The sequence below is a fragment of the Saccharomonospora xinjiangensis XJ-54 genome (assembly GCF_000258175.1).
GTDB lineage: Bacteria > Actinomycetota > Actinomycetes > Mycobacteriales > Pseudonocardiaceae > Saccharomonospora > Saccharomonospora xinjiangensis.
In genome coordinates this window covers 329,564-353,411 of sequence record NZ_JH636049.1, presented here as the reverse complement: position 1 = coordinate 353,411, position 23,848 = coordinate 329,564, and the positions used below count along the sequence as shown (strand labels likewise).

General features: G+C 70.1%; 19 protein-coding genes and 1 riboswitch. Of the genes, 12 read left to right on the top strand and 7 right to left on the bottom strand.

The window, feature by feature from the left end:
- Window positions 1-29: 29 nt before the first annotated feature.
- From SACXIDRAFT_RS01065 to SACXIDRAFT_RS01055, 3 genes are read left to right on the top strand one after another with little or no spacing between them, the layout of a single operon-like run.
- A complete protein-coding gene (locus SACXIDRAFT_RS01065) occupies window positions 30-1,319 on the top strand; it encodes a cysteine desulfurase (protein ID WP_006236600.1) in 1,290 nt (429 codons plus the stop codon).
- On the top strand, window positions 1,319-1,771 hold the full coding sequence (gene sufU, locus SACXIDRAFT_RS01060; RefSeq protein ID WP_006236599.1) for a Fe-S cluster assembly sulfur transfer protein SufU: 453 nt from the start codon (window positions 1,319-1,321) through the stop codon (window positions 1,769-1,771). Before SACXIDRAFT_RS01065 ends, sufU begins: the two co-directional genes overlap by 1 nt.
- Window positions 1,768-2,172 (top strand): metal-sulfur cluster assembly factor, encoded by a 405-nt coding sequence (locus SACXIDRAFT_RS01055; protein ID WP_006236598.1) that lies wholly within the window; start codon window positions 1,768-1,770, stop codon window positions 2,170-2,172. The genes sufU and SACXIDRAFT_RS01055 overlap by 4 nt, the downstream gene beginning before the upstream one ends.
- A gap of 175 nt (window positions 2,173-2,347) precedes the next feature.
- Here SACXIDRAFT_RS01055 and SACXIDRAFT_RS01050 read toward each other — a convergent pair whose 3' ends face one another.
- Complete coding sequence (locus tag SACXIDRAFT_RS01050) at window positions 2,348-4,363, bottom strand: ABC1 kinase family protein (RefSeq protein WP_006236597.1); 2,016 nt, start codon at window positions 4,361-4,363, stop codon at window positions 2,348-2,350.
- Window positions 4,364-4,849: 486 nt separating this feature from the next.
- On the opposite strand from SACXIDRAFT_RS01050, the gene SACXIDRAFT_RS01045 reads away from it, so the two are divergent.
- Genes SACXIDRAFT_RS01045 through SACXIDRAFT_RS01035 form a run of 3 tightly spaced genes read left to right on the top strand, consistent with a single transcriptional unit; the run spans window position 4,850 to window position 8,368 of the window.
- Window positions 4,850-6,097: a histidine kinase gene (locus SACXIDRAFT_RS01045; protein WP_040921996.1), complete on the top strand. Its 1,248-nt coding sequence runs from the start codon at window positions 4,850-4,852 to the stop codon at window positions 6,095-6,097.
- Entirely contained in the window at window positions 6,094-6,753 is a 660-nt protein-coding gene (locus SACXIDRAFT_RS01040; RefSeq protein WP_006236595.1) for a response regulator transcription factor, read from the top strand. Before SACXIDRAFT_RS01045 ends, SACXIDRAFT_RS01040 begins: the two co-directional genes overlap by 4 nt.
- Window positions 6,754-6,793: 40 nt before the next feature.
- Entirely contained in the window at window positions 6,794-8,368 is a 1,575-nt protein-coding gene (locus tag SACXIDRAFT_RS01035) for a deoxyguanosinetriphosphate triphosphohydrolase family protein (protein ID WP_006236594.1), read from the top strand.
- A gap of 71 nt (window positions 8,369-8,439) precedes the next feature.
- Here the strand turns inward: SACXIDRAFT_RS01035 and SACXIDRAFT_RS23235 are convergent, their stop codons facing one another.
- Entirely contained in the window at window positions 8,440-8,616 is a 177-nt protein-coding gene (locus SACXIDRAFT_RS23235) for an antitoxin (protein WP_198284291.1), read from the bottom strand.
- 50 nt (window positions 8,617-8,666) lie between these two features.
- Here SACXIDRAFT_RS23235 and SACXIDRAFT_RS01030 point away from each other — a divergent pair, with 50 nt between their 5' ends.
- From SACXIDRAFT_RS01030 to SACXIDRAFT_RS01020, 3 genes are all read left to right on the top strand, one after another.
- Window positions 8,667-9,335 (top strand): acVLRF1 family peptidyl-tRNA hydrolase, encoded by a 669-nt coding sequence (locus tag SACXIDRAFT_RS01030; RefSeq protein ID WP_006236592.1) that lies wholly within the window; start codon window positions 8,667-8,669, stop codon window positions 9,333-9,335.
- 137 nt (window positions 9,336-9,472) lie between these two features.
- Window positions 9,473-11,101 carry an ABC-F family ATP-binding cassette domain-containing protein gene (locus SACXIDRAFT_RS01025; RefSeq protein WP_006236591.1) on the top strand — a complete coding sequence of 543 codons (1,629 nt, stop codon included), beginning with the start codon at window positions 9,473-9,475 and terminating at the stop codon, window positions 11,099-11,101.
- 369 nt (window positions 11,102-11,470) lie between these two features.
- Complete coding sequence (locus SACXIDRAFT_RS01020) at window positions 11,471-11,680, top strand: helix-turn-helix domain-containing protein (RefSeq protein WP_005437638.1); 210 nt, start codon at window positions 11,471-11,473, stop codon at window positions 11,678-11,680.
- Here the strand turns inward: SACXIDRAFT_RS01020 and SACXIDRAFT_RS01015 are convergent.
- The gene (locus SACXIDRAFT_RS01015; protein ID WP_006236590.1) at window positions 11,667-13,022 is read right to left on the bottom strand and encodes a glycosyltransferase family 87 protein; all 1,356 of its coding nucleotides are present in this window, start codon (window positions 13,020-13,022) and stop codon (window positions 11,667-11,669) included. The genes SACXIDRAFT_RS01020 and SACXIDRAFT_RS01015 overlap by 14 nt on opposite strands.
- A 157-nt stretch (window positions 13,023-13,179) precedes the next feature.
- On the opposite strand from SACXIDRAFT_RS01015, the gene SACXIDRAFT_RS01010 reads away from it, so the two are divergent.
- From SACXIDRAFT_RS01010 to SACXIDRAFT_RS01000, 3 genes are all read left to right on the top strand, one after another.
- Window positions 13,180-15,048, top strand: coding sequence for an ABC transporter ATP-binding protein (locus SACXIDRAFT_RS01010; RefSeq protein WP_006236589.1), 1,869 nt, complete (start codon window positions 13,180-13,182; stop codon window positions 15,046-15,048).
- Complete coding sequence (locus SACXIDRAFT_RS01005; protein ID WP_006236588.1) at window positions 15,045-15,752, top strand: alpha/beta hydrolase; 708 nt, start codon at window positions 15,045-15,047, stop codon at window positions 15,750-15,752. The genes SACXIDRAFT_RS01010 and SACXIDRAFT_RS01005 overlap by 4 nt, the downstream gene beginning before the upstream one ends.
- 149 nt (window positions 15,753-15,901) lie before the next feature.
- Window positions 15,902-17,071 carry an LCP family protein gene (locus tag SACXIDRAFT_RS01000; protein ID WP_232285222.1) on the top strand — a complete coding sequence of 390 codons (1,170 nt, stop codon included), beginning with the start codon at window positions 15,902-15,904 and terminating at the stop codon, window positions 17,069-17,071.
- Between the two features lie 156 nt (window positions 17,072-17,227).
- Here the strand turns inward: SACXIDRAFT_RS01000 and SACXIDRAFT_RS00990 are convergent, their stop codons facing one another.
- From SACXIDRAFT_RS00990 to SACXIDRAFT_RS00975, 4 genes are all read right to left on the bottom strand, one after another.
- A complete protein-coding gene (locus SACXIDRAFT_RS00990) occupies window positions 17,228-17,665 on the bottom strand; it encodes an acyl-CoA thioesterase (RefSeq protein ID WP_006236585.1) in 438 nt (145 codons plus the stop codon).
- 44 nt (window positions 17,666-17,709) lie between these two features.
- Window positions 17,710-17,940, bottom strand: a riboswitch (cobalamin riboswitch).
- Between the two features lie 327 nt (window positions 17,941-18,267).
- Window positions 18,268-21,195: an AfsR/SARP family transcriptional regulator gene (locus tag SACXIDRAFT_RS00985; RefSeq protein ID WP_006236584.1), complete on the bottom strand. Its 2,928-nt coding sequence runs from the start codon at window positions 21,193-21,195 to the stop codon at window positions 18,268-18,270.
- A gap of 18 nt (window positions 21,196-21,213) precedes the next feature.
- Window positions 21,214-21,672: a peroxiredoxin gene (locus SACXIDRAFT_RS00980; RefSeq protein WP_006236583.1), complete on the bottom strand. Its 459-nt coding sequence runs from the start codon at window positions 21,670-21,672 to the stop codon at window positions 21,214-21,216.
- Window positions 21,669-23,564: a diguanylate cyclase domain-containing protein gene (locus SACXIDRAFT_RS00975; protein WP_006236582.1), complete on the bottom strand. Its 1,896-nt coding sequence runs from the start codon at window positions 23,562-23,564 to the stop codon at window positions 21,669-21,671. Before SACXIDRAFT_RS00975 ends, SACXIDRAFT_RS00980 begins: the two co-directional genes overlap by 4 nt.
- Window positions 23,565-23,848: the final 284 nt, after the last annotated feature.

Below are 23,848 nucleotides of genomic sequence, written 5' to 3'. Positions count from 1 at the left end.
GGCGGGGAACGTCGAAAGGAGTTGGCGCGATGACCACCATGGACTCGCGACCCCTTGATGTCACGGCGGTGCGCGCCGACTTCCCGATCCTGTCCCGCACCGTGCGTGACGGCAAGCGGCTCGTCTACCTGGACTCCGGTGCCACCTCGCAGCGCCCGGCGCAGGTGCTCGACGCGGAGCGGCGGTTCGTCGAGACGTCGAACGCGGCCGTGCACCGGGGTGCGCACCAGCTGTCGGAGGAGGCGACCGACGCCTACGAGGACGCGCGGGCGAAGATCGCCACGTTCGTGGGTGTCTCGCCGGGCGAGGTGGTGTTCACGAAGAACGCCACCGAGGGCATCAACCTCGTCGCCTACGCCATGAGCAACGCGGCGACGGCGGGCCCCGGGGCGGAGCGCTTCACCATCAAGCCCGGTGACGAGATCGTGGTCACCGAGATGGAGCACCACGCCAACCTGGTGCCGTGGCAGCAGCTGTGCCGCCGCACGGGGGCCACGTTGCGCTGGTTCGGGGTCACGCCGGACGGCAGGCTCGACCTGTCGCGGCTCGACGAGCTGATCACCGAGAGGACCAGGGTGGTGGCGTTCGCGCACCAGTCCAACGTCCTCGGCACGATCAACCCCGTCGAGACGCTGGTGCGCAAGGCCCACGAGGTGGGTGCGCTGGTGGTGCTCGACGCCTGCCAGTCGGTGCCGCATTTCGCCGTGGACTTCGCCGAGCTGGGCGTCGATTTCGCGGTGTTCTCGGGACACAAGATGCTCGGCCCTTCCGGCATCGGTGTGCTGTACGGCCGCAGGGAGCTCCTGGAGGCCATGCCGCCGTTCCTCACCGGCGGGTCGATGATCGAGCTGGTGCGGATGGAGGAATCGACGTTCGCGCCGCCGCCGCAGCGGTTCGAGGCCGGTGTGCCGATGACCTCGCAGGCGGTGGGACTCGGGGCCGCCGTGGACTATTTGAACGCCATCGGCATGGACCGCATCGCCGCTCACGAGCACCTGCTCGCGGAGCGGGCGATCGAGGGGTTGAAGTCCCTGCCCGGCGTGCGGGTGATCGGTCCGCAGGACACTGTGGACCGGGGTGCCACCGTGGCGTTCGTGGTGGACGGTGTGCACCCGCACGACGTGGGTCAGGTGCTCGACAGCCTTGGGATCGCCGTGCGGGTCGGTCACCACTGCGCGTGGCCGTTGCATCGGTCGTGCGGTATCCCGGCCACGGCGAGGGCGTCGTTCTACCTCTACAATGAACTGTCCGAAGTGGATGTTCTCGTCGAGGGCGTGCGCGAGGCTCAGCGGTTCTTCGGTGTGGGGGGAGCTGCGTGATGGATCTTGAATCCATGTACCAGGAGATCATCCTGGATCACTACAAGAACCCGCACGGGCGCGGTCTGCGCGAACCGTATGATGCCGAGTCGTTCCAGGTGAACCCTACCTGCGGTGACGAGGTGACGTTGCGGGTTCGGCTGGAAGGCGATGTGGTCGCCGACGTGTCGTACGAAGGCCAGGGCTGCTCGATCAGCCAGGCCTCGACGTCGGTGATGACGGACCTCGTCGTCGGTCGCCCGCTCGACGAGGCTCTCGCGAAGCTGGAGGCGTTCTCCCAGCTCATGCAGAGCCGGGGTGAGGCGGAGCCCGACGAGGACGTGCTGGAGGATGCTGTCGCGTTCACCGGTGTCGCGAAGTACCCGGCTCGGGTGAAGTGCGCGTTGCTCGGCTGGATGGCCTTCAAGGACGCTGTGGGCAGGACGTCGATCAATGAGGTGGGAGCACGATGAGCGAGACCGAGACGGCAGGCCACCGCGAGGGCCGCACGGCGGCTGACCTGCCTGAGCAGGCGCAGCAGGCCCCCAGCGGTGACGTGGCCAAAATCGAGGACATCGAGGAGGCCATGCGCGACGTCGTCGATCCCGAACTGGGCATCAACGTCGTCGATCTGGGACTCGTCTACGACATCCGCGTTGACGAGGAGAACACGGCCACCATCGACATGACGCTGACGTCGGCGGCGTGCCCGCTGACCGACGTCATCGAGGATCAGACCGCGTCGGTGCTCACCGGCGCGACGGGCGTGGTGAAGGACTTCCGGATCAACTGGGTCTGGATGCCGCCGTGGGGCCCCGAGAAGATCACCGAGGACGGCCGTGAGCAGTTGAGGGCACTCGGCTTCACGGTCTGACCCCTCGCTGAAAAGCGGGCATCCGTACGAGAACTGCCAAGGACCGTACAAGGATTGCCAGCACCCGTGCGACAACTGCAAAGACCCGTACGAGAACTGCGGACACGCCGGAGCATCGGCGTGTCCGCAGTTTGTGTACAGGTGTTGGCAGTTCAGGGACGGCACGACCGGTGAGTCAGGGCTCGTCCAGGTCGTCATGCTGCGCGCGGAACGCGAGGAACAGCAGACGCAGCCCCACGAGAGCGCTGACGACCAGCAGGTTGTAGCCGAGAAGCTGGTGCAGGGTCACGTCAGGTAGCACCGTCGGACCTCCACCGCCGGTGAGCAGCAGCACGGCCATGAGCCCGGTCGCCGCACCGAGGAACGCGAGCAGAACCTCGTGCAGCCACCGCGAGATCTGACGGCGGTCGCGGGAGTCCGCCAGCAGGCGCACGTTCACCGACAGCCTGCCCTGCTCCAGCGCGTTCGTGATGCGATCCACCCTGCGGGGGAGCCGCCGCAGCAACGGCAGCACGCTGAGCAGTTCGCTCGTGACGGCGTCCTTCACCGAGGTGGGCCGCAACCGGGCGTCGATCTCGGCCGCCGCGAACTCCCGTGTCGCTCCGACCAGGTCGAACCCCGGCGCGAGGGCCGCGAGGGTGCCTTCCAGGGTCGCGAGGGCACGGAACACCGCCGCGATCGGAGCCGGAACGGACAGCTGGAAGTCGGCGACGAGCCGGAACAGATCGGCGAACAACGCGGCGTCGGGGCCGCCGCTGCTGTGCAGGTGCCGGGCGAGGAGCCCGCCGAGCGCGCGTTCGAGGCGTTGCTCGTCGAGGTCGTCGGGGTGGTCCAGAACGATCAGCAGGCTGTCGCGCAACGCGGCAGGGTCACCGCGATCGACGGCGACGAACAGCGACCGCAGACCTTCGCGAAGGCCGAGGTCGAGCCGCCCGACCGAACCGAAGTCGAGCAGGCCGAGCGTGGTGCCGTCGTGGAGGAGAACGTTGCCAGGGTGCGGGTCGGCGTGGAACGTGCCGTGGTCGAGGATCTGGCGTAGCAGACAGGTCAGCAGCCCGGTGGCCAGCTCGCGGCGCACGTCCTCGTCCTCGGGAAGGCGGGCCTGGGACACCGGCGTGCCGTCGAGCCGTTCCATGACGAGAACGCGTTCCGTCGTCCATTCGGGGTGAGCCCGGGGAATGCGCACCATCGGCGTGGCTGTGCTGGACCCGCTGGACCCGCTGGTCGCGGCGGCGTGCGCGACGGCGTCGGCGTTGCGGGCCTCGATGCGGAAGTCGAGTTCCTCCGACAGGGCGGCGGTGAAGCCGTCGGCGAGGTCGAGCACGCCGAGGCCGCGCGCCCAGGCTGCCCTCCGGTGCAGGGTTCTCGCGAGCTGGTTCACGATGTCGATGTCCCGCTCGACCCTGTCCCGGATGTCGGGGCGCTGCACCTTGACCACCACCTCCTCACCGCTGTGCAGGCGGGCGCGGTACACCTGCGCGATGGAGGCCGCCGCGAGCGGTTCGGGGTCGAATTCGGCGAACACCTCGCATGCGGGCCTTCCGAGTTCGGCGCTCAGCACGCGATCGATCTCGGCTTGCGGGGCGGGCGCGACCTGGCTCTGCAGGCGGCTCAACTCGTCGATGAACACGGCGGGCAGCAGGTCGGTGCGGGTGGACAGCACCTGTCCGAGCTTGACGAACGTGACCCCGGCTTCTTCGAGAGCGCGGCGCAGCGACCGCGCGAGAGTGGCCCGCCGGATGTCGGTGTCGTGGCCGGAGCGGCGTCCCGCGAGGTAGGGGCCGAGCCCGTGGCGGACGGCGATGGCCGTGATCCGCGAGTATCGGCGGGTTCTGCCGATGCGCCGTCGCAGCGAACGGAGCCTTCCGAGGGGACCGAGTCCGGAGCCGCTGGGAAACGCCACCTCGGCGACGAACAGGAAGACCAGGGTGGCGAGGAACGACACACCGGCTACAGGGACGAGCAGCCAGAACGCGGCCCCCGGTTCGGTGCGTTGCACGTCGGTGAGTTCCGAGAACGGCGGCAGGTTCGACACGACAAGGCCCGCGATGGTCCAGCCGAAGATCGCACCGGCGAAGGCACGGAGCGTGCCGATGGGCACGCCGAGCACTCTCCGGGACGCGGCCACCAGCGGCCACAACATCAGCAGGTAGAGCGGGAGGCTCAGAACACCGAGCAGTACCGAGGACATCGACGACCCTGACGATCGGACCCGGGACGGGCAGCAGTACAACGGGAACACGGCAGCAGTGGCTGACGAGGGCGCCGACCTTACCGGACGGGGTCGAACACGCCGTGAACGGTGATCACGCGCGCAGGCTGTGGCCGGACCAGCCCACGCGCGGGGGAAACGTCACGTCCCACGGAGTCCCGTGGCCGACGCGGCGTGCGGGGCTACATCACCGATGCCGGAACGCCGCTGTAGGAGCTCGCGTTCGATCACCAGCAACGCTTCACCCGGCACGGAAAGCCCGTTCGGCGGGAACCCGGAGTCGCGCAGGTGCAGGGTTGGGTCCTCCCGCTGCGGCGAGGCGTCGCCTGGGTGTCGCGAGCCGGACGGGCCACTGTGCCGCAAGGCAGTGCCGGAGTGTCCGCTGCGGTGAACGCGCCTGTGTGTGGACGCCGAGTGTGGCGGGGACACGGCGGGGGAGATGCGATGATCTGGCAGGCTGGCCGTATGACACGGTGGGCGCTGGGGCCGTTCACGCGGCCCGCGACCTACCGCCGGTGGGTGTACTTCATCCTCGGTGGCGCGCTGTTCGTGCCGTTTCTGTTGTTCGGGGCGGTGCTGGTGCCGTCGGTCGTGCCGTGGGCCTCGACGCTGTGGGGTGCGCTGCTCATCGGGGGCAGCGCGGCGGCGCTGGTGCTGGTCGCGGTGGCGTTCCTGCCTGCCGTGCGGGTGCTGGAGGGCGCAGCGGTGCGGGAACTGCTCGACGACCCTGTGCCGGACGCCGAGTTCGGCGCGACGGGCGACTGGTCGGTGCGGTTGCGTTCAGCGGTGATGTTCGCCGCGCACGTCCTCACCGGCGGAGTACTGAGCACGCTGAGCCTTGCCCTCCCCGTGCTCGTGGCGCTGACGATCTCGGCGCCGTTCACGGGGGAGCTGGCTCTCGGCGCCGGCGGTCCCACCCCTGTGCCGCAGGGCTGGGCGAGCGCGTGGCTGCCGGGGCTCGCGGTGGGGGCGACATTGGCGTTCGTTCCCGTGGTGGCGTTGTCGGGGTCGGTGTTCCGGCGGATGGCGGTCGCTCTGCTCGGGCCGAGCGTCGCCGACCGGATCGCCCGCCTGGAACGCCGCGCCGATCAGTTGCGTGAACGCACGCGGCTCGCCCGCGAACTGCACGACTCCGTGGGGCACGCGCTGAGTATCGTGGCCGTGCAGGCCGGGGCGGCACGGCGGCTGCTGCGCCGTGACACGGGCGCGTCCGAACAGGCGCTGGAGGCGATCGAAGCGGCGGCCAGGGCAGCCCTCGACGACCTCGATCACGTGCTGGGTCTTCTGCGGGAGGACGGAGAGGCGGTGCCGAGGGCACCGAGGGCGGGGCTCGCCGACCTGCCCTCGCTGCTGTCGGCCACCAGGCTCGCGGGGGTGTTGGTCGATGCCGACGTGCGCGGTGATCCGGACGCGGTCGCGCCCGTGGTGTCCAGGGAGGCGTACCGGATCGTGCAGGAATGTCTCACGAACGCCGTGCGCCACGCCGGTATGGTGCCGGTGACCGTGCGGGTCGAGGTCGCAGGCCCGGCTGTCACGATCAGTGTGCGTAACCGGATCGACGGCCCCGGCCGGGCGCGAGGAGAGCGGGGCGGGAGAGGACTGCGGGGGATGAGGGAGCGCGTCGATGTGCTCGGGGGGACGTTCCAAGCAGGCCGGGACGAGGACGACTGGGTGGTCGAGGTGCGGCTTCCCACGGGAAGGACGACGTCGTGACGCGCCGGATCGGTGTCGTGCTCGTGGACGACGAACCCCTCATCAGGACGGGGCTGCGGGCGATCCTGGAGTCGGAGGACGATCTCGCCGTGGTGGGTGAGGCCGCCGACGGTGCCGAGGTCGCCGACCTGGTGCGCCGGGTGCGACCCGATGTCGTGCTCATGGATGTGCGGATGCCGTCCGTTGACGGCATCGCGGCCACGAGACATGTGCTGGCCTGCGTACCGGAACCACCGAAGATCATCGTGGTGACGACGTTCGACAACGACGACTACGTGTACTCGGCGCTGCGCGCGGGTGCCAGCGGCTTCGTGCTCAAGCGGGCGCGGCCGGAGGAACTCGTCGCGGCGGTGCGGACGGTGTGCGCAGGCGACTCGCTGCTGTACCCGTCGGCGCTGCGGCGGATGGCCGCGCGGCATCCCGCCACCGGGTCGCGCCTCGCGGAGGCGAGGCTCACCGAGAGGGAACAGCAGGTGCTGCGGTTGATGGCGGCGGGGCTGTCCAACGCCGAGATCGCGGGCGAGTTGTTCCTCGGGGTCGAGACGGTGAAGACCTACGTCGGCAACGTGCTCGCCAAACTCGGGGCCCGCGACCGCACCCAGGCGGTGATCGCGGCGTTCGAATCGGGGTTCGTCTCGCCGGGCGATCGCCGGTGACGTCGGCCGGTGCGGCGGGGGTGTCCCGTACGGTGTGGGCATGGTGAGCGAGGTTCCTCAGCGTGACCCCCGAGCCCGGCGCCGGGACGAGGGGGCGGAATCGGGAGGATTCGCCGAACTGTCCTCCAGCCCGTTCCGGGCCGACCGCGACCGGCTGGTGGCTTCCCCGTACTTCGCGCGGCTGGCCGGGGTGACGCAGGTGGTCAGCGCGAGTGGCTCCGCGTTGCTGCACAACCGCCTCACCCACAGTCTCAAGGTGGCTCAGGTGGCGCGGTCGATCGCGGAGCGCATCCGCTCGGAACCCGGCGTCGCCGCGCTCGTCGCCGACCTCGGTGGCTGCGATCCCGACGTGGCCGAGGCCGCCGCGCTCGGGCACGACCTCGGTCATCCCCCGTTCGGCCACCTCGGGGAACAGGTACTCGACCGCATCGCCCGCCACCGCTACGGCCTCGCCGACGGGTTCGAGGGCAACGCGCAGACGTTCCGGATCGTCACCACCACGGAGGTGGGCGGCCCGGTCCCCCGCGGGCTGAACCTCACGGCGGCGACCCGCGCGTCGCTGCTGAAATACCCGTGGGCGAGGCTGCATCGCCCGAAGCCACATCCCAGCGAGCTGCCCGTGCCACCGCGCGGAGCGGCCGAGCCGCCGCACGCTCCCGGTTCGGGTTCGGCCAAGTTTTCCGCCTACTCCACCGAACTGGGCGAGCTGGAAGCGTGCCGGGCCCCGTTCGCCGGCAGGATCGACTACTGGCAGCAGACGGTGGAGGCGTCGGTCATGGACCTCGCCGACGACATCGCCTACGCCATCCACGACCTGCAGGACTTCCACCGCATCGGCGTGCTGCAGCACGCCTCGGTGGCGGCGGAGCTGGGCCACTGGCTGTCGGGAAGGGCGGAGCTGGCCGCCCTGCCCGAGGCCGAGCTGGTGGACCACCATCGCAAGCCGGGCCGCTCGCTGGAGCATCTGCGCCGCCGCCTGCACGTCAAGGACGCCTGGATCGCCGACGCGGGGGCGTTCGCCGACGCGGTCGCCCGGGTCAGGACGGAGCTGGTGGACGAGCTGCTCGGTATCCCCTTCGACGGCTCGGTGGAGGCCGAGCAGGCCACGGCGCGGTTCTCGGCACGCTGGACCGCGCGGCTGGTCGGTGGGGTGGTCGTCACGCCGTCGCCCTCACCGCGCACCGGCCACGTGACGCTGGAGGTCGCGCAGTGGCACGAGGTGCAGGTGCTGAAGTTCGTCCACAAGCGATTCGTGTTGCAGCGCCCCGATCTGGCGCTGCATCAGAGGGGGCAGGCGAGTCTGATCGTCGCGCTCGTGGACGCGCTCGACGCGTGGCTGACCGATCGCGAGGAGGTGTCGCGGTTGCCGCGCAGGTTGCACGATCTCGTGGAGCTGGCGCAGGCCGAGTACGGCGCGCTCGCCGGTGAGGCACCCGAACTTCTCGTCGGCGCCACAGGTGAGCCGGTGCGGGGCGCGGATGCCGTGCGCGCTCTGGCCAGGGGCAGAGCGGTGATCGACTTCGTGGCTTCGCTGACCGACCGGCAGGCCGCCGCCATGCTGGACGCGATCTCGGGCCGGTCGGAGCAGCCCTGGTCGGAGCCGTCGGTGCTCTAGCGCGGTGACGCCGTGGTGGTGGGGATCGGCGGCATCGCAAGGCGGTCAGCGGTTGGCGTCCAGCGGCGTCGTCACCGCTCGTCCTCCAGCGAGTGGACGTCGTCCGGGGTGACGGCGGTGCCGAGATCGACCACCGGGAGGCCGGTCCTGGCGCTGCGGGTCACCTCGGCGGACTCGCCTTCGACCTGCTCTCGTGCGACGGACCGAGCCTGTCGGTGTGCGGCGCCGGGTCGATCGTTGCTGCTCATACGGGAAGCGTAGCTTCGACGCATCACGATGCGCGGGGATCGGAGTGCGGATGGTGCGGAAGCGGCAGGCACCCGGCGGCGGCACGGTCGTCGAGGTGGAGCCGGAGCGGCTGGCCAGGTGGCTCGACCGCTTCGCGGAGCGCAATGACGGGGTGACCCGCACCGAGATCAATCCGAGGCAGGTGCGGTTCGTCGGCGGTAACGGGGTCACCGCGACGGTCGCGGTGCCGTTCGAGCCGCTGGCCGTCGAAGCCGGCACCCAGGGGGAGGGGCTTTGTGCCGGTGTGCTGCTCGATCACGCGCTCACCCCGCGGCGCATCGGCCTGCTGCTGGTGCGGCTCGGTGGACACAGCGTGGGGGTCGCTGAGGGCGGGCGGGTCACGGTGTCGCGCACCGGCCGCCACCTCGTGCACGGCCGCAGCGCCGCGGGAGGCTGGTCCCAGCAGAGGTTCGCCCGCCGCCGCGACGGCCAGGCCAGGCAGGCATTACGCGCGGCGGCCGACGACGCCGCGGACATCCTCGGCTCGCGCGTGACCGACCTCGATGCCGTCGTGCTCGGAGGTGACCGCAAGGCTCTGGAGGAACTGCGCGCCGACCGCAGGCTCGACACCGTGTTCGCCAAAGCCGAACCCCGGGTGCTGGACGTCGTCGAACCACGCCGCACGGTGCTCGACGACGCGGCGGAGCGATCACGAGCCGTGGAGATCGTCGTACGGTGACCGGCGACACCACCGAGGAGAACGACTGGACAGCCGCCCCTACACTGGGTGCCGTGGTCGTTCGACTGGAGTAGGCGCACGCTCGCGCCCCGTCCTGCCCTGTCCGGCCACCTCGTCGAAACCACGGAGTCTCTTAAGTGATCACGGCCACCGGCCTCGAACTGCGCGCCGGTTCTCGCATCCTGCTGTCCGACACCACACTGCGTGTGCAACCGGGAGACCGCATCGGCCTCGTCGGGCGCAACGGGGCGGGCAAGACCACCACGCTGCGGGTACTGGCGGGGGAGGGCGACCCGTACGCGGGTGAGGTGCAGTACACCGGCGAGATCGGATATCTGCCCCAGGACCCGAGGGAGGGCGATCTCTCGGTCAGTGCGAAGGACCGCGTCCTCTCCGCGCGGGGGCTCGACATGCTGCTCCGCGACATGGAGAAGGCGCAGAGCGCCATGGCCGAACTCGCCGACGACAACGCGCGCGACAAGGCGGTCCGCCGGTACGGGCGGCTCGAGGAACGGTTCGCCGCCCTTGGCGGGTACGCCGCCGAGAGCGAGGCGGCCCGCATCTGCGCCAACCTCGGCCTTGAGGACCGCGTTCTGTCGCAGCCGTTGCGGACGCTGTCCGGCGGGCAGCGGCGGCGCGTGGAACTCGCGCGCATCCTGTTCGCCGCGTCCGAGGCTGGCGCGGGAGGCCGCTCGGGCACCATCCTGTTGCTCGACGAGCCCACCAACCACCTCGACGCCGACTCGATCACGTGGCTGCGCGGGTTCCTGAAGTCGCACACCGGCGGCCTCGTCATCATCAGCCACGACGTCGATCTGCTTGACGAGGTCGTCAACAAGGTGTGGTTCCTCGACGCCACCCGTGGTGAACTCGACCTCTACAACATGAACTGGAAGCGCTACCTCGATGCCCGCGCCACCGACGAGAAACGGCGGAGGCGGGAGCGGGCCAACGCGGAGAAGAAGGCGGCGGCGTTGCAGCAGCAGGCGGCCAAGCTCGGCGCGAAGGCCACGAAGGCGGTCGCGGCGAAGAACATGGCCCGCCGTGCCGAGCAGATGCTCGCGAGTCTCGACGAGGAGCGCCAGTCCGACAAGGTGGCGCACATCCGGTTCCCCGCGCCCGCCCCGTGCGGTCGCACGCCGCTCACCGCCGAGAATCTGTCGAAGTCGTACGGCTCGCTGGAAATCTTCACCGGGGTCGATCTCGCCATCGATCGCGGTTCGAGGGTCGTCGTGCTGGGCCTCAACGGCGCGGGCAAGACCACGTTGCTGCGACTGCTGTCCGGACTGGAGACTCCCGACACAGGGCGGGTCGTCGCGGGCCATGGCTTGCGGCTCGGATATTACGCCCAGGAGCACGAGACGCTGGACCACGATGCGACGGTGTGGGAGAACATCCGCCATCTCGCGCCGGACACCGGGGCACAGGAGTTGCGCAACCTGCTCGGCTCGTTCCTCTTCAGCGGTGAGCAACTCGACCAGCCCGCCAGGACACTGTCCGGCGGTGAGAAGACCAGGCTGGCACTCGCGGGTCTCGTGTCCAGCGCAGCGAATGTGTTGCTGTTGGACGAACCGACCAACAACCTGGACCCGGCGAGCCGCGAGCAGGTGCTCGACGCATTGCGTCGATACGAGGGTTCCGTGGTTCTTGTGACACACGATCCGGGAGCGGTCGAGGCTCTCGAACCCGAACGGGTGATCCTGCTGCCGGACGGCACCGAAGATCTGTGGTCCGACGATTATCGGGAACTGATCGAACTCGCCTGATCGGGTGTTTGTCGTCGAAATGTGACAGCCGCTGCCCGAGCGGGCAATCGACCGCGGGGCATGGTGTGCTCACCGGGTGACGAAAAGATCACCGACAGCTGCCTGACCAGTGCCGTTGGCCCTATGCCCGGATCAGGTGAGCGGCCCCCTTTCGAGTGGAGTGTGGCGCGCCACCGGCTGCCGTGGCTGAGTAGTTTTTGCGCGTTCCGTCATTGTTCGCTCTACAGCAAGTACCGTATCGGACGTTTTCGACGCCATTCGAGCATGTTTTTTCGTTGTCGTCTGGCATTCCGCGGCGTCGTGTTCGATCATTGCCACGGCAGGGGCTGAAAGTGGCCCGAAACATCAACGGGCGGAAGGTGGATTGACGTGGCAGACCTGAAGAAGGGTGCGCGCATCACCGGAAACACGCGCGACAAGCTGGCCGCTGACCTGAAGAAGAAGTACGAGAAGGGGGCGAGCATCCGCGCTTTGGCGGAGTCAACCGGGCGCTCCTACGGCTTCGTGCACCGGGTCCTCTCGGAGTCCGGGGTGCAACTTCGGGGCAGGGGTGGCGCAACGCGCGTCAAGAAGAAGTAAGAGGGGCATGATCTCCGTGAGTTCCGGAGCCGGGTTGACCGGTGCCGAGGGGAGCCGCGGCCCGGTTCCGGAACACCAGCACCGCGCCCAGCAACACGGAGACGTACACGAGGTAGCCGAAGCGGGTGGCCGTCGTCAGCATCGTGAAGGCGGCGAGCCCCACAGCGATTCGCAGGGCGGCGTCGGCCGCCGTGCGTGGCGGGCGGCGAATCAGCCACAGCAGCACCGCGAGTCCCGCCGCGGCGAGTAGTACCAGGGCGATCACGGTTCCCACCTCGCCCGTACTCGCGATCAGCCTGCCAGGAAGGGGACTGGCCGCGGGAGAGGCGACTTCGCCGAGCCCCGAGGGGAACAGCAGGACGTGCTCGACGAACGCCCCCGGGTTCACCAGGACAACCGGCACGGTCACCACCGCTGTGACACCGGCGAACACCACCGCGAAACGGGCGAGTGCGCGTCCGCCCCACCGGCTCGCGACGAGGAAACCGATCACCACGGCGGCGGGCGCGGCGATCAGCTTCGCGCTCGTCACGAGCGCGCACGCGAGCGCCGCCCATCCAGTCCGGCCGGTGGCGGCGAGTGCGACAGCCAGCACGATCACGCTCACGATCGCGAAGTCGGGTCCTGCGGTCGCCCAGGTCAGCGCTGTCAAGGGGAACACGACCGCGAGCTGCGCACCCCGGATCGGAACCGACCGAGGCCGCAGCAGCCGCAGGCTCGCGACGACGCAACCGGCCGCCACGAGCGCGAAGACGATGCGGGCATCGGTGAGCGCGTCCGTCACCGGGCTGCCGCCTGCCAGCGCCCGAGGGAGACCGAACACCGCCATCACGGGGCCGTAAGGCGTGTAGTCGTGGACGTGCGGGGCGCGGTCGAGCGCGGCGATGTCCAGGTAGGGCGTTCCGGTGGACAGCAGAGCACTCGCGGCTCTCTCGATCACCCACACTTCGGGCTGGGCGTTCCACAGCCCCTCGGCGTCGGTCCAGTCTCCGCCTGAGACCTGTCGTCGCACGAGCAACGTCACCAGCGGGGCCACCATGCCGACGGCGGCGACTGCGCCCACTCCGACCCATCGTGAGCGCAGTCGGCTGTGCTCGGCGCGTGGGGTCAGCAGCAGCAGGCAGGTGTGGACCAGCGCGAGTCCGTACCCCGCGACGGCGAAGGCGCCCCAGACGCGATAGCCGAAGTGTTTGTCCGTCAGCGCCATCACCAGTGCGTAGCAGGCGCATCCGAGGTAGAGCAGCGCATCGACGGTGAGCGGCCGCCGTGCGAGCGCCGACCGCACACGGCCGAACGTGCCTGCCCGTGCGGGCTCGGTTTCCTCCTGCGCCTGTCTCCCCATGGCGGTCGAGCGTACCGAGGGCGGTGACACTGTCGGTGGCGCCCGGCAGAATCGTCCGGAACGCGAAAGCCAGGCAGGGGCGATCCTCACGGCACGGGAAGATCCACGGTGCCGCCGCTGTTGTGGTGAGCACCGGAATGAGAAGGGTTGTTGGCGAGTGGACAACACGTGGTCGCTGCTCCGGGGGGCGATGAACTCGGCCGACGCACCCCGAGGGTTGCGCAAGGGCACCGTCCGCAGGGTGGCGTCGTTCGCGAAGCCGCATCGGCGGAGGCTTCTCGTCTTCCTCGCGCTGACGATGATCGGTGCCGTGCTGGCGGTCACCACACCGCTTCTGGCTGGGCGTGTCGTCAACGCCATCGTCGAGGGCCGATCGGTGTCCACAGTCGTCTGGCTCGCGGTGGCCATCGCCGCCATCGCCGTCGCCGACGCGGTGCTGGGACTCGCCGAACGCTGGCAGTCCGCCCACATCGGTGAGGGACTCATCCTCGATCTGCGCAGGACGGTGTTCGAGCACGTTCAGCGCATGCCCGTCGCGTTCTTCCTGCGCAGCCGCACCGGCGCGCTGGTGAGCAGGCTCAACAACGACGTCATCGGCGCGCAGCGCACATTCACCGCGACCCTGTCCGGCCTCGTCACCAACGTCATCCAACTGGTGCTCTCACTCGCCGTGATGGTGACGCTGTCGTGGCAGGTGACTGTGCTCGCGCTCGTGCTCCTCCCGGTCTTCGTGCTGCCCGCGCGCCGGATCGGCAGGAGAATGGCCGATCTCCAGCACGAGTCGGCCGAGCTCAACGCGGCCATGACGACCCAGATGACGGAGCGCTTCTCCGCGGCGGGCGCCACGCTCGTCAAGCTGTTCGGCAGGCCGAAGGCCGAGGTGGACGAGTTCGGCAGGCGGGCGGGGCGGGTGCGCGACATCGGTGTCCGCACGGCGATGCTCACCCGCTGGTTCATGACCAGCCTGACCCTGGTGTCCGCGCTGGCGCAGGCGCTCGTCTACGGGCTCGGCGGGTGGCTCGCGCTCACCGGCCGCCTCGACCCTGGCACGGTGGTGGCGCTCGCCCTGCTGCTCACGCGCCTGTACACGCCGTTGACGGCGCTGGCGAACGTCCGTGTTGACGTCATGACCGCTCTGGTGTCGTTCGAGCGCGTCTTCGAGGTGCTCGACCTCAAGCCCATGATCACCGAGCGCCCCGATCCCATCCCGCTGCCGTCCGGTGGTGTCTCCGTCGAGTTCGACGACGTGCGGTTCGCCTACCCGTCGGCGGAGGGCTACTCGCTGGCCTCGCTCGAAGAAGTGTCCACACTGGATACCCGGGGCGGGGAACAGGTGGTGCACGGCGTGAGTTTCCTGGCCGGGGCTGGGCAGATGGTGGCGCTGGTGGGGCCGTCGGGAGCGGGCAAGTCAACCATCGCCTCGCTGGTCGCACGGCTCTACGACGTGGACTCCGGTGCCGTGCGGCTCGCCGGAGTCGATGTCCGCGACCTCTCGTTCGAGTCGCTGCGCCGCACCGTGGGATTCGTCACGCAGGACGGGCACCTCTTCCACGACACCGTCAGGGCCAACCTCGCATACGCGCGGCCCGAGGCCTGCGACGACGAGATCTGGGACGCGCTGCGCAGGGCCAGGCTGGAGAATCTCGTTCGCTCGCTGCCCGACGGCCTCGACACCGTGGTGGGCGAGCGGGGTTACCGCCTCTCAGGAGGTGAGCGGCAACGGCTCACCATCGCGAGGCTGCTGCTCGCGCGGCCGAGGGTGGTGGTGCTCGACGAGGCCACCGCGCACCTGGACTCCGAGTCCGAGGCCGCGGTCGGTGAGGCACTGGCCGACGCGTTGAGCGGGAGGACGGCCATCGTCATCGCCCACCGGCTGTCCACCGTCAGGGCCGCCGATCAGATCCTCGTCGTCGAGGAAGGCCGGATCACCGAGCGCGGTACCCACAGGGAGCTGCTGGCGCTCGGAGGACGGTACGCGGAGCTGCACGACACCCAGTTCGCCACGGACGAGCGGTCGGCCGCATGAGGACCCTCGGCGAGGGGCGGCCCTCACTGTCCACGTTGTCGTCGAGCGGTGCGCGGCCCAGGGCCGTGGCTCTCGTGCTGCATGGGGGAGCCGAGTACGGGGCCGACGTCGTCCGGCCATGGCGCCTCGCCTACCTGCGCATGGTCCCGGTGGCTCAGGCCATTCGGTCGGCGGGCGCCCGGCACGGGCTGGAGGTGCGGCTGCTGCGCAACCGGGTCCGCGGCTGGAACGAACCCCACCGCCATCCCGTCGAGGACGCGCGGTGGGCGCTGCGGGCCATCAGAGCCGAGCGTCCCGGCCTTCCCGTCGTCCTGGTGGGCCACTCCATGGGCGGGCGGGTGGCACTCCAGGTGTGCGACGACGAGGCCGTACGCGGCGTGTGTGCCTTCGCGCCGTGGACTCCGGAGTCCGATCCGGTCGAGCCGGTGACAGGACGCGCCGTCGTGATCGCGCACGGCGTCCTCGATCGCGTGACCGGGCCAGGGGACTCCTACCGGTACGCCGAGCGTGCCGACGCTCATGCCGAGCGGCTGGCGCGGTTCGACGTGGCCGCGGAGAGTCATGCGCTGCTGCGCAGGCCCGCCGTGTGGAACCGGCTCGCCGCCGAGTTCGCTGTCCAGACCGCGGGGTTGCTGCCCGAACGTGGCCTGCTCGCCCGCGCCTTCGCGCAGCAGGCACCACTCCGGTGGCGACTGACACTGTGAGCCGCACTTTCTGTGCGTAAATGTCCGCTTTGGGTGTGGTGGTCCGGTGGTCGGCACAACCTGACCGGGGGATGCCGCGTCTACGCCATGAGACATGCGGTTAGGTATGCGTGCCAGAACGACAGCCGCGCGAACCGATCGGAGTGGCCATGACCTACGGCGGGCACCAGGGTGGACACCGGCCACCGCCTCCGGGCCGGAGGCCGCCACAAGGGCGCCAGCAGCAACAGGCACGGATGATGCCCGTACCGGGCAGCGCCAGGGCAGGGCAGGCGGCGCGTCCGCCGCAGCCGACGAGGGCCGCGCCGCGACCGCCGCAGCCACCGCCGCCCGGCGATCGGAGGCCGCGCCCCGGCGGTGATCCCCGTCGCAAGCGGCCGTCGTTCAAGAAGGTGCTCACGAGCCTCGTGCTCGTGCTCGTGCTGTTGCTGGGTGCCGTGTGGGTGTACCTGGAGTTCTCCATCAACCGCATCGACGCACTGCCCGGCGACTACGAGGGAAGACCGGCCGCAGCCGAGGGCACGAACTGGCTGCTCGTCGGGTCGGACTCCCGTGAAGGATTGGACGAGGAGCAGATGGCGGAGCTGTCCACCGGCGACACCGGGGGCAGGCGAACCGACACGATCATGCTCGTCCACATACCGGACAACGACACACCGCCGACCCTGCTGAGCCTGCCGCGCGACTCGCAGGTCGAGATTCCCGGACACGGCGTCAACAAGATCAACGCCGCGTTCTCCTTCGGCGGCGCCCCGCTGCTGACCAAGACGGTGGAGCAGGCCACGGGACTGCGCATCGACCACTACGCCGAGATCGGATTCGGTGGATTCGCGGAGGTCGTCGATGCCATCGGCGGCGTCGAGATGGAGATCCCGAAGGAGATGCGCGACACCAAGACCGGCGTCGTCATCCCGGCGGGCACGCAGACACTCGACGGCGCGCAGGCGCTCGGGTTCGTGCGTATGCGCTACAGCGATGCCACCCCCCGGTCGGACCTGGACCGTGTGGCGAACCAGCGCAAGTTCATCGGCGCACTGGCCGGTGAGATCGCCAGCCCCGCGACGTTGCTGAACCCGTTCGACGTGTTCCCGCTGCTGGGTACCGTGCCCGACGCACTGACCCTCGACACCGACGACCACCTGCACCACCTCGTGGGGTTGGCCTGGGCCATGCGGGGCATCGGCGACGGCGGTGTGGTCACCACCACCGTGCCGGTCACGTCGGCCTCGGCCGAGACCTGGGATCCGGCCAAGTCGGAGGCGCTGTTCGAGGCGTTGCGCACCGATTCGCCGATCCCGGACGACATCCTCATGGAGTGATGCGGAACCGCTGGGCCGTGTCCGCAGCGTGCGGATGTTCGCACCGCACGCTGCGGACACGCGTGCAGGAGCTGCGGACACGCGTGCGGGAGCTGCGGACACGCGTGCGGGAGCTGCGGACACGCGTGCGGGAGCTGCGGACACGCGTGCGGGAGCTCAGGGGTTCGTGGGTGGTGTGACCAGCGGTGGGATCGGCCTCGGGCGCCCTTCGGCGTCGATGGCGACGAACGTCAGCCTCGCGGTCGCGACCTCCGTCACCGGCCCCGAGGCGTTCCACCGTTCCGACGTCACACGGACCACCGTGGTCATCGACGTCCGCCCTGCTCGTTCCAGGCTGGCGTGGACGCTGAGCAGATCACCCGCGCGCACCGGAGCCAGAAAGGTCATCCGGTCAACCGACGCCGTCACGGCGGGGCCGTCCGCGTGACGGCCTGCCGCGGCAGCCGCGGCGTCGTCGATCAGTTTCATCACCACCCCGCCGTGGATGGTGCCGTACAGGTTGGTGTCGTGCTCGCTCATGATGTGGGCGAGCGTGACCTGGGAGTCTTCCGGGGTCTTGGGGTCGGAACGCAACGTCGTGTTGCGGTGTGCCACGTGAGCTCTCCTTCGCGAGTCGCGGCGGACGGCACCGTGCGCGGACGGCGCACGGGCAGTAGGCAGGTCTTCGGACTCGCGGGCACGCCACCGTCCCTGGCCGGGACGGGATGGCACCTACTGGCCGTCGCTTCCCAGGCCACACGTGGCCCAGTGCTCGATGACGGCGGTCGTTCCCACTCACCGCTGCGGGGCAGTCCCGGATTCCCACCGGGTTCCCTCTTGCGACGCCCCGGCCGGAAAGGACGGGGCGAACCCACTGCGCAGCCACCTTACGTCGCATGCGGTTCTGCGGGCGGCCGTGGTCGGCGGAGATCGCCGATCGGGACGCCGCGCGAGGCGACGGAGGTGGGTGGGCCTTGTGGCGGTGGGTGTGCGCCGGTCGCGGATGCGAGACGGGGCGACCGTGACCGTGGGGCGAGCCGACCCGTTGTGGTGGGCGAGCCGACTTCGCCATCGTGGAGTGGTTCGACCACGGACGCGGCGATGGTGATCATCGCTGTCGAGGGGGCCATCCTCCCGCGTGGAGACGTGCCGACGGCGGACATCGAGGGCCGACCGTGGTCGTCGAGCATGCGGCCGTGGGGCCGTGGGACGGCGCGTCACGCTTCGTTCGCCAGTCGCAGTTTGCGTTCCACCGCCGTCTGCTGCGGCTGGGCCGCCAGTTCCCGCCACAGCGACAGCGCTCTCTCGAAGTACGCGCGCGAGGTGTGCGGCTGACCGAGCGACTCGTGGAGTTCGCCGAGCCGCTGGCTCACCGTGGCCTCGGAGCGGCGGTCCCCGGTGTCGCGGTGCACGGCGAGGGAGTTGCCGAGCAGCAGTTGTGCGTGGGCCAGCTCTCCACTGCTCAGACACAACTCGCCGAGGCTCTGCTGCGCGTACCCCGCACAGTGGTCGTCGCCAAGATCGTCGAAGACGGCGATGGCCTGGTCCAGTTGTTGCCGTGCCGCGCCGAGGCTGCCGCGCCGCTGGTGGAGCAGCGCCTGCCGGTGCAGGGCGTGCGCCGCGCGGTGGCGGTCGCCGATCGCGGACGCCAGCGCGTAGGCGTCGGCGAACCAGGTCTCCGCTTCGTCGAGGGCGCCGCTGTCCATGCGGACCGTGCCGATGGCGATGCGTGCCGCCGCCTCGCCGTAGAGATCGCCCGCCTCGGAGAACAACTCCAGTGCCCGGCGGCCGCAGGCGAGCGCGCGGGCCGTGTCTCCACGGATGCGGTGCACGGTGCCGCGACCGGCGAGCGCGACGGCCTCTCCCTGGGCGTCCTGAAGCCGCGCGAACAGCGCCGCCGACCGCGCGAACAAGTCGAGCGCCTCGCGGTAGCGGTCCTGGTAGACGTGCACCTGACCGAGGTCACGCAGGATGATCGCCTCGCCGTGCCGGTTGCCGGTCCGCCTCGCCGCGGCGAGGGCGACCTCGTTGGTGCGCCACCAGTCCTCCCACCGGTTGCGCAGGTCGTAGAACGGGGTGAGGGCGGTGGTGAGCCGCCAGGCCGCCTCGTCGGCCGCGTGCCGTGCCGCCAACTCCACGAGGGCGGCGGCCGTGTCGTGTTCGGAGTCGAACCAGGCGATCGGATCGGCCACGAGCCGTCCGAGGTCGCGGGGACGCCAGTAGGCCTGGGGCACCGGGGTGGGTCTTACCCCGAAGAAGCGGACCGGCATGCGTTCCACGGCGGCCGTCGCGGCGGCGTAGTACCCCTCGACCACCCGCCGGACCCGTGCGGTGTCTTCGGCGCCGGCCCGGTCGGCCGCGTAGCAGCGGAGCAAATCGTGCATGCGGTACCGGGGAGCGCCGGTGGCGCCGGTACCGACGAGCTCCACGAGATGGGTATCGACGAGGACGTCGAGCACATCCGCTGCGGCCATCGTCTCGCCGTCCTCGCCGTCCTCGGCGGCGGTCCGCGAGGTGTGCGCGCCGTCCAATGCCGCCGCGACCGTCCATCCAGGAAAGCCGACCGCGCCGAGCATGCCGAGGACCCGGAATGCGGTCGCGGCTCCCGTGGGCAGCCGCGCGTAGCTGAGTTCGAAACCGGCGCGCACGGCGAGGTCTCCCGCACGCAACTCGTCGAGCCTGCGCCGCTCGTCGGCGATGCGGTCGGCGAAGTGTGCCAAAGGCAGCTGCCGTCGCTGTGCCAGCCGCGCCCCCGCGACCCGCAGCGCGAGAGGCAGCCGCCCGCAGGCGGCGACGATGCGCGCGGCCTGCTCGGGTTCGGCCGCCACCCTGTCCTCGCCCACGATGCCGCGGAACAGGCGCAGCGCCGGATCGTGATCGAGCACGTCGAGCTCGACGTGGTGCGCTTCCACCAGATCCGGCAGCCGGGTTCGGGCGGTCACGAGGATCACCGACGTTCCCGCGCCGGGCAGAAGAGGCCGCACCTGCGCTGCCGAGGCCGCGTCGTCGAGGACGACGCACAGCGAGTGGCCCGTCAGCGCCGAGCGCAGCGCGGCGGCGCGTTCGGCTTCGGCAGGGGGCAGCATGGCGTCGGAGAGACCGAGTGACCGCAGCAGTTCGGCAAGAACGTCCAGCGGCCTTCGCGGCGTGGACGTGGTAGCTGCCAGCCCGACGTACAGGTGTCCCTCGGCAACCTCCCGCCGAAGCCGGTGAGCGATGTGGACGGCCAAAGAGGACTTGCCGACACCCGGCGGTCCCGACAGGACGACGACGGTGGGATTTCCCTCGGAACGCCGCCGTCGTACGAGTGCGAGCACATCGGCGATGTGCCGCTCGCGTCCGGTGAAATCGGGGAGGTCCAGCGGCAACTGGCACACCACCCGGCTGCTCTCGCGGCGGCGCGGCGCTGAGGACGGTGTGCCGAGGCGGGAGCGCAGGGCTCTCAGGTGCGGCCCCGGTGCGGCGTCGAGTTCGTCACGCAGCACGCGCACGGCCTCGTTGTAGGCGTCAACGGCCTCGGCCCTCCGCCCGCAGCGATCGAGCGCGACGACGAGGTGCGACCACAGTTCTTCCCGCAACGGATGACGGGCCAGAAGCTCCCGCAGCTCCGGCACCACCTCGCCGTACTCGCCGAGGGTGAGCCGGGCTCGCACCCTCAGTTCGTGCGCTGCGAGATACACCTCGCCGAGGCGGGCGAGTTCGGGCTTCCACGTGTGGTGGTGCGGCAGGTCGGCAAGGGGCGGTCCCTGCCAATGCGGCACGGCGCGGGCCAGTTCGGCCAGCACGTCCGCAGGCCGATCGTCCGCCATGGCCTCGCGGGCCGCCGCCACGTGGCCCGCGAACACCGCCGTGTCGAGTTCGCCCCGTGACACCGCGATGCGGTAACCCGACGGCACCCGCTCGATCCGGTCCTCGGTGAGCAGGCGGCGCAGCGAGTGCACGTAGGTGCGCAGGTTGGCCACGGCGGAGCGAGGTGGAGACGACGGCCACACGACATCGATCAGGGTGTCCGTCGCGACCGGAGATCCCGCCTCCAGCAGCAGGGCGGCGAGCACGAGGCGGGGTTTCCTCCCGCCGAGCGCCACCTCACGTCCGTCGATCTGGACGGAGAGCGGTCCGAGGAGGCGGAAGCGGATCTCGGCCACCCTGCACCTCCGCCGCGCTCACGCCTGCCTGTGGGAGCGCAGGACGTCGAGAGCCTTGTCGGCGTGGACGGACATGCGGAGTTCACTGCGGATCACGGCGAGCACCGTCCTGTCGGTGCCGATCACGAAGGTGTGCCGCTTGGTGCGCAGCGGGCCGAAACCCCGGCGCACACCGAACTCGCTCGCGATGGCGCCGTCGGGGTCCGACAGCAGCGGGAACCCGAGGTCGTGGGCCTCGGAGAACCGCCGCTGCGTGTCCACGGGGTCGGGGCTCACCCCGACCGGCTGCGCGCCCAGCGCCGCGAATTCGGCGGAGAGATCGCGGAAGTGGCAGCTCTCCGTCGTGCACCCCGCCGTCATGGCAGCGGGATAGAAGAACAGCACGACAGGACCGGCCGTGAGCAACTCGGTCAGCCGCCGGGGCGTGCCCGACTCGTCGGGCAACGTGAAGTCCGGCGCGCGTTCTGCCTGCTTCATGGGCGCAATGCTCGCATGGTTCCCGCCGACTTCGCGAGCATCGATCGAATACTTGCCGCGCCGGTCTCCTCGCCGAACAGCGGGCCCCTGCCCGCGACGACGCCGAGTGCGGCGAGCCGCCGGGCGTGCTCGAAGCTGCGTACGCCCTCGACGCCGACCCTGGCGATCTTGAGTTCTCTCGCGCGGATCATCAGCATCTCGAAATGCCGGTGGGCGCTCTGCATGCTCTCGTCGTCCTCAGCGAGCGCGTCCACCAGCGTGCCTGACACGATGACGAAACCCACGGGAAGCCGGTGCCGGTGGATGAGTTCGAGATCGGCTGCTCCGGACACGGCCAGGGTGATCTTGACGCCCAGTTCGGCGAGGATCGACAGGTTCTCCAGCACCTCTCCGCGCGGCTCGATGAGAGTGACGCTGTCGGTGCAGATGCGCAGCGTGTTCGGTGGCAGCCCGGTGCGGTCGAGTTCGGTGCGCACGAAACGGACGAGGTTCGGGTCGTTCGCGAGCCTGGCGGGCAGCCGCACACACAGGTCGGGTGCGTCGCCGAACTCGTGATGCCACGCGGCGGCGTCGGTCATCGACAGGGCGAGCAGCAACTCGCCCAGTGCCGGCGTCATACCGGTGGTGTCGGCGAGGTCGGAGAAATCGCGGGAACGGAGCACACCGTGGTCGGGGTGATCCCAGCGGAGCTGGGCGTTGACCACGGCGACGCGCTCATGGTCGTCGAGCGTGACGGTGGGCTCATAGTCCACGGCGAACTGGCCGTTCTCCAGTCCACCGCCGATGGCGGCGCCGATGCCGAAGCGTCTCCGGTCGCGGTCGTGCAGGTCCTGCTCGAACAGCATCCACTGGGCCTTGCCGTTCTCCTTGGCCCTGTGCAAGGTGATCTCGGCGGCCCTGTGCAGTTCCTCGCTGGTCCGGCCCGCGGCCTCGGTGACGACGATGCCGACGCTGACATTGACCCCGACGCCCTTGCCGTCCACATACACCGGCTCGGCGAGCTCCCGCATCGAGTCCTCGACGAGATCAACGACGGTGGCGGTGTCGAGCCCACTGTCCGACCTGCCGTGCAGCAGCACGGCGAAACCGTCACCGGAGAGCCGTGCGACGACGGCCTCGTGTCCGCACTGGCCGGTGAAGTGGCTCCCGAGTTTGCGGGCGACCTGCCGCAGGACTTCGTCGCCTGCGCCGGGACCGAGCCCGTCGTTGATCACCTTGAAGCCGTCGATGTCGAAGTAGACCAGCGCCACGCGTCCGCCCTGCGCCGTGGCGAGTGCGGTGTCCAGCTTGTTCTCGAAGTGGTACGAGTTCGGCAGGCCCGTGAGCGGGTCCTGCACGTTCTGCCTGCGCAACTGCTCGCTGAGCAGGTCGAGCTCGTGCACATCCTCGATCATGAGGACGGGATGGGGCAGTCCGGGACCGTCGGCGGTGATGGTGGCGACCGTGACGCGGGCCCGGAGCGTGCCGTCCCTCCCGTGGGTCACCGTGATCCGTTCCTGCCGGGGCCGCCGTGCGGGGAGCAACGCCTCCTCGACGACCGAGGCGAGGATCTTCGCGTCGGCCGCCGTGGCGGCGAGCCGGGTGAGCGGGTGCCCGACGAGGTCGGACCTGGTGTGGTGGACCAATTCGACGAAGGCGGGGTTGACGTCGCGGATGGTTCCGTCCGCGTCACCGAGCACGACCCCGACCGGGGAGGCGGCGTAGAGGTCGGAGAACCGGCGAACGGCCGCGTCATGGGCCGTCCACGCCTCCGCCTGTGCCTCGCGGGCGAGCGCGAGAAGCGAGGGACGCAGTGTTTCGGCGGACACCGAGACACCGTCGATCTCGGTCAGGCGGGCGGCCCAGCGCCGCGCGATGTCCTCAAGTCCTGGCGTGTCACCAGGTTCCGGCACGCTTCACCTCGCACAACATCGTCGATCATCGGCAGCTCGAATCCGCACAGCGACAGGGGTCCGGGCCACGGTCCGGAACCCTGCAACCGCATCATGCAATAAGCATCTTGTCTACCGCCTGGAAGGGTGGAGAGATCACACGACAGTGTCACACCGACGCTACTGTCGGTGTGACACTGTCGCGTTCCGGTCACGGCGGCACCGCCGGTGCGGAATGGCTCGGCCGCCGAGCGTACCCAGCGGCGGTCACCCCGCAACTTGAGCGGGACGGCGCGGACAGCGGA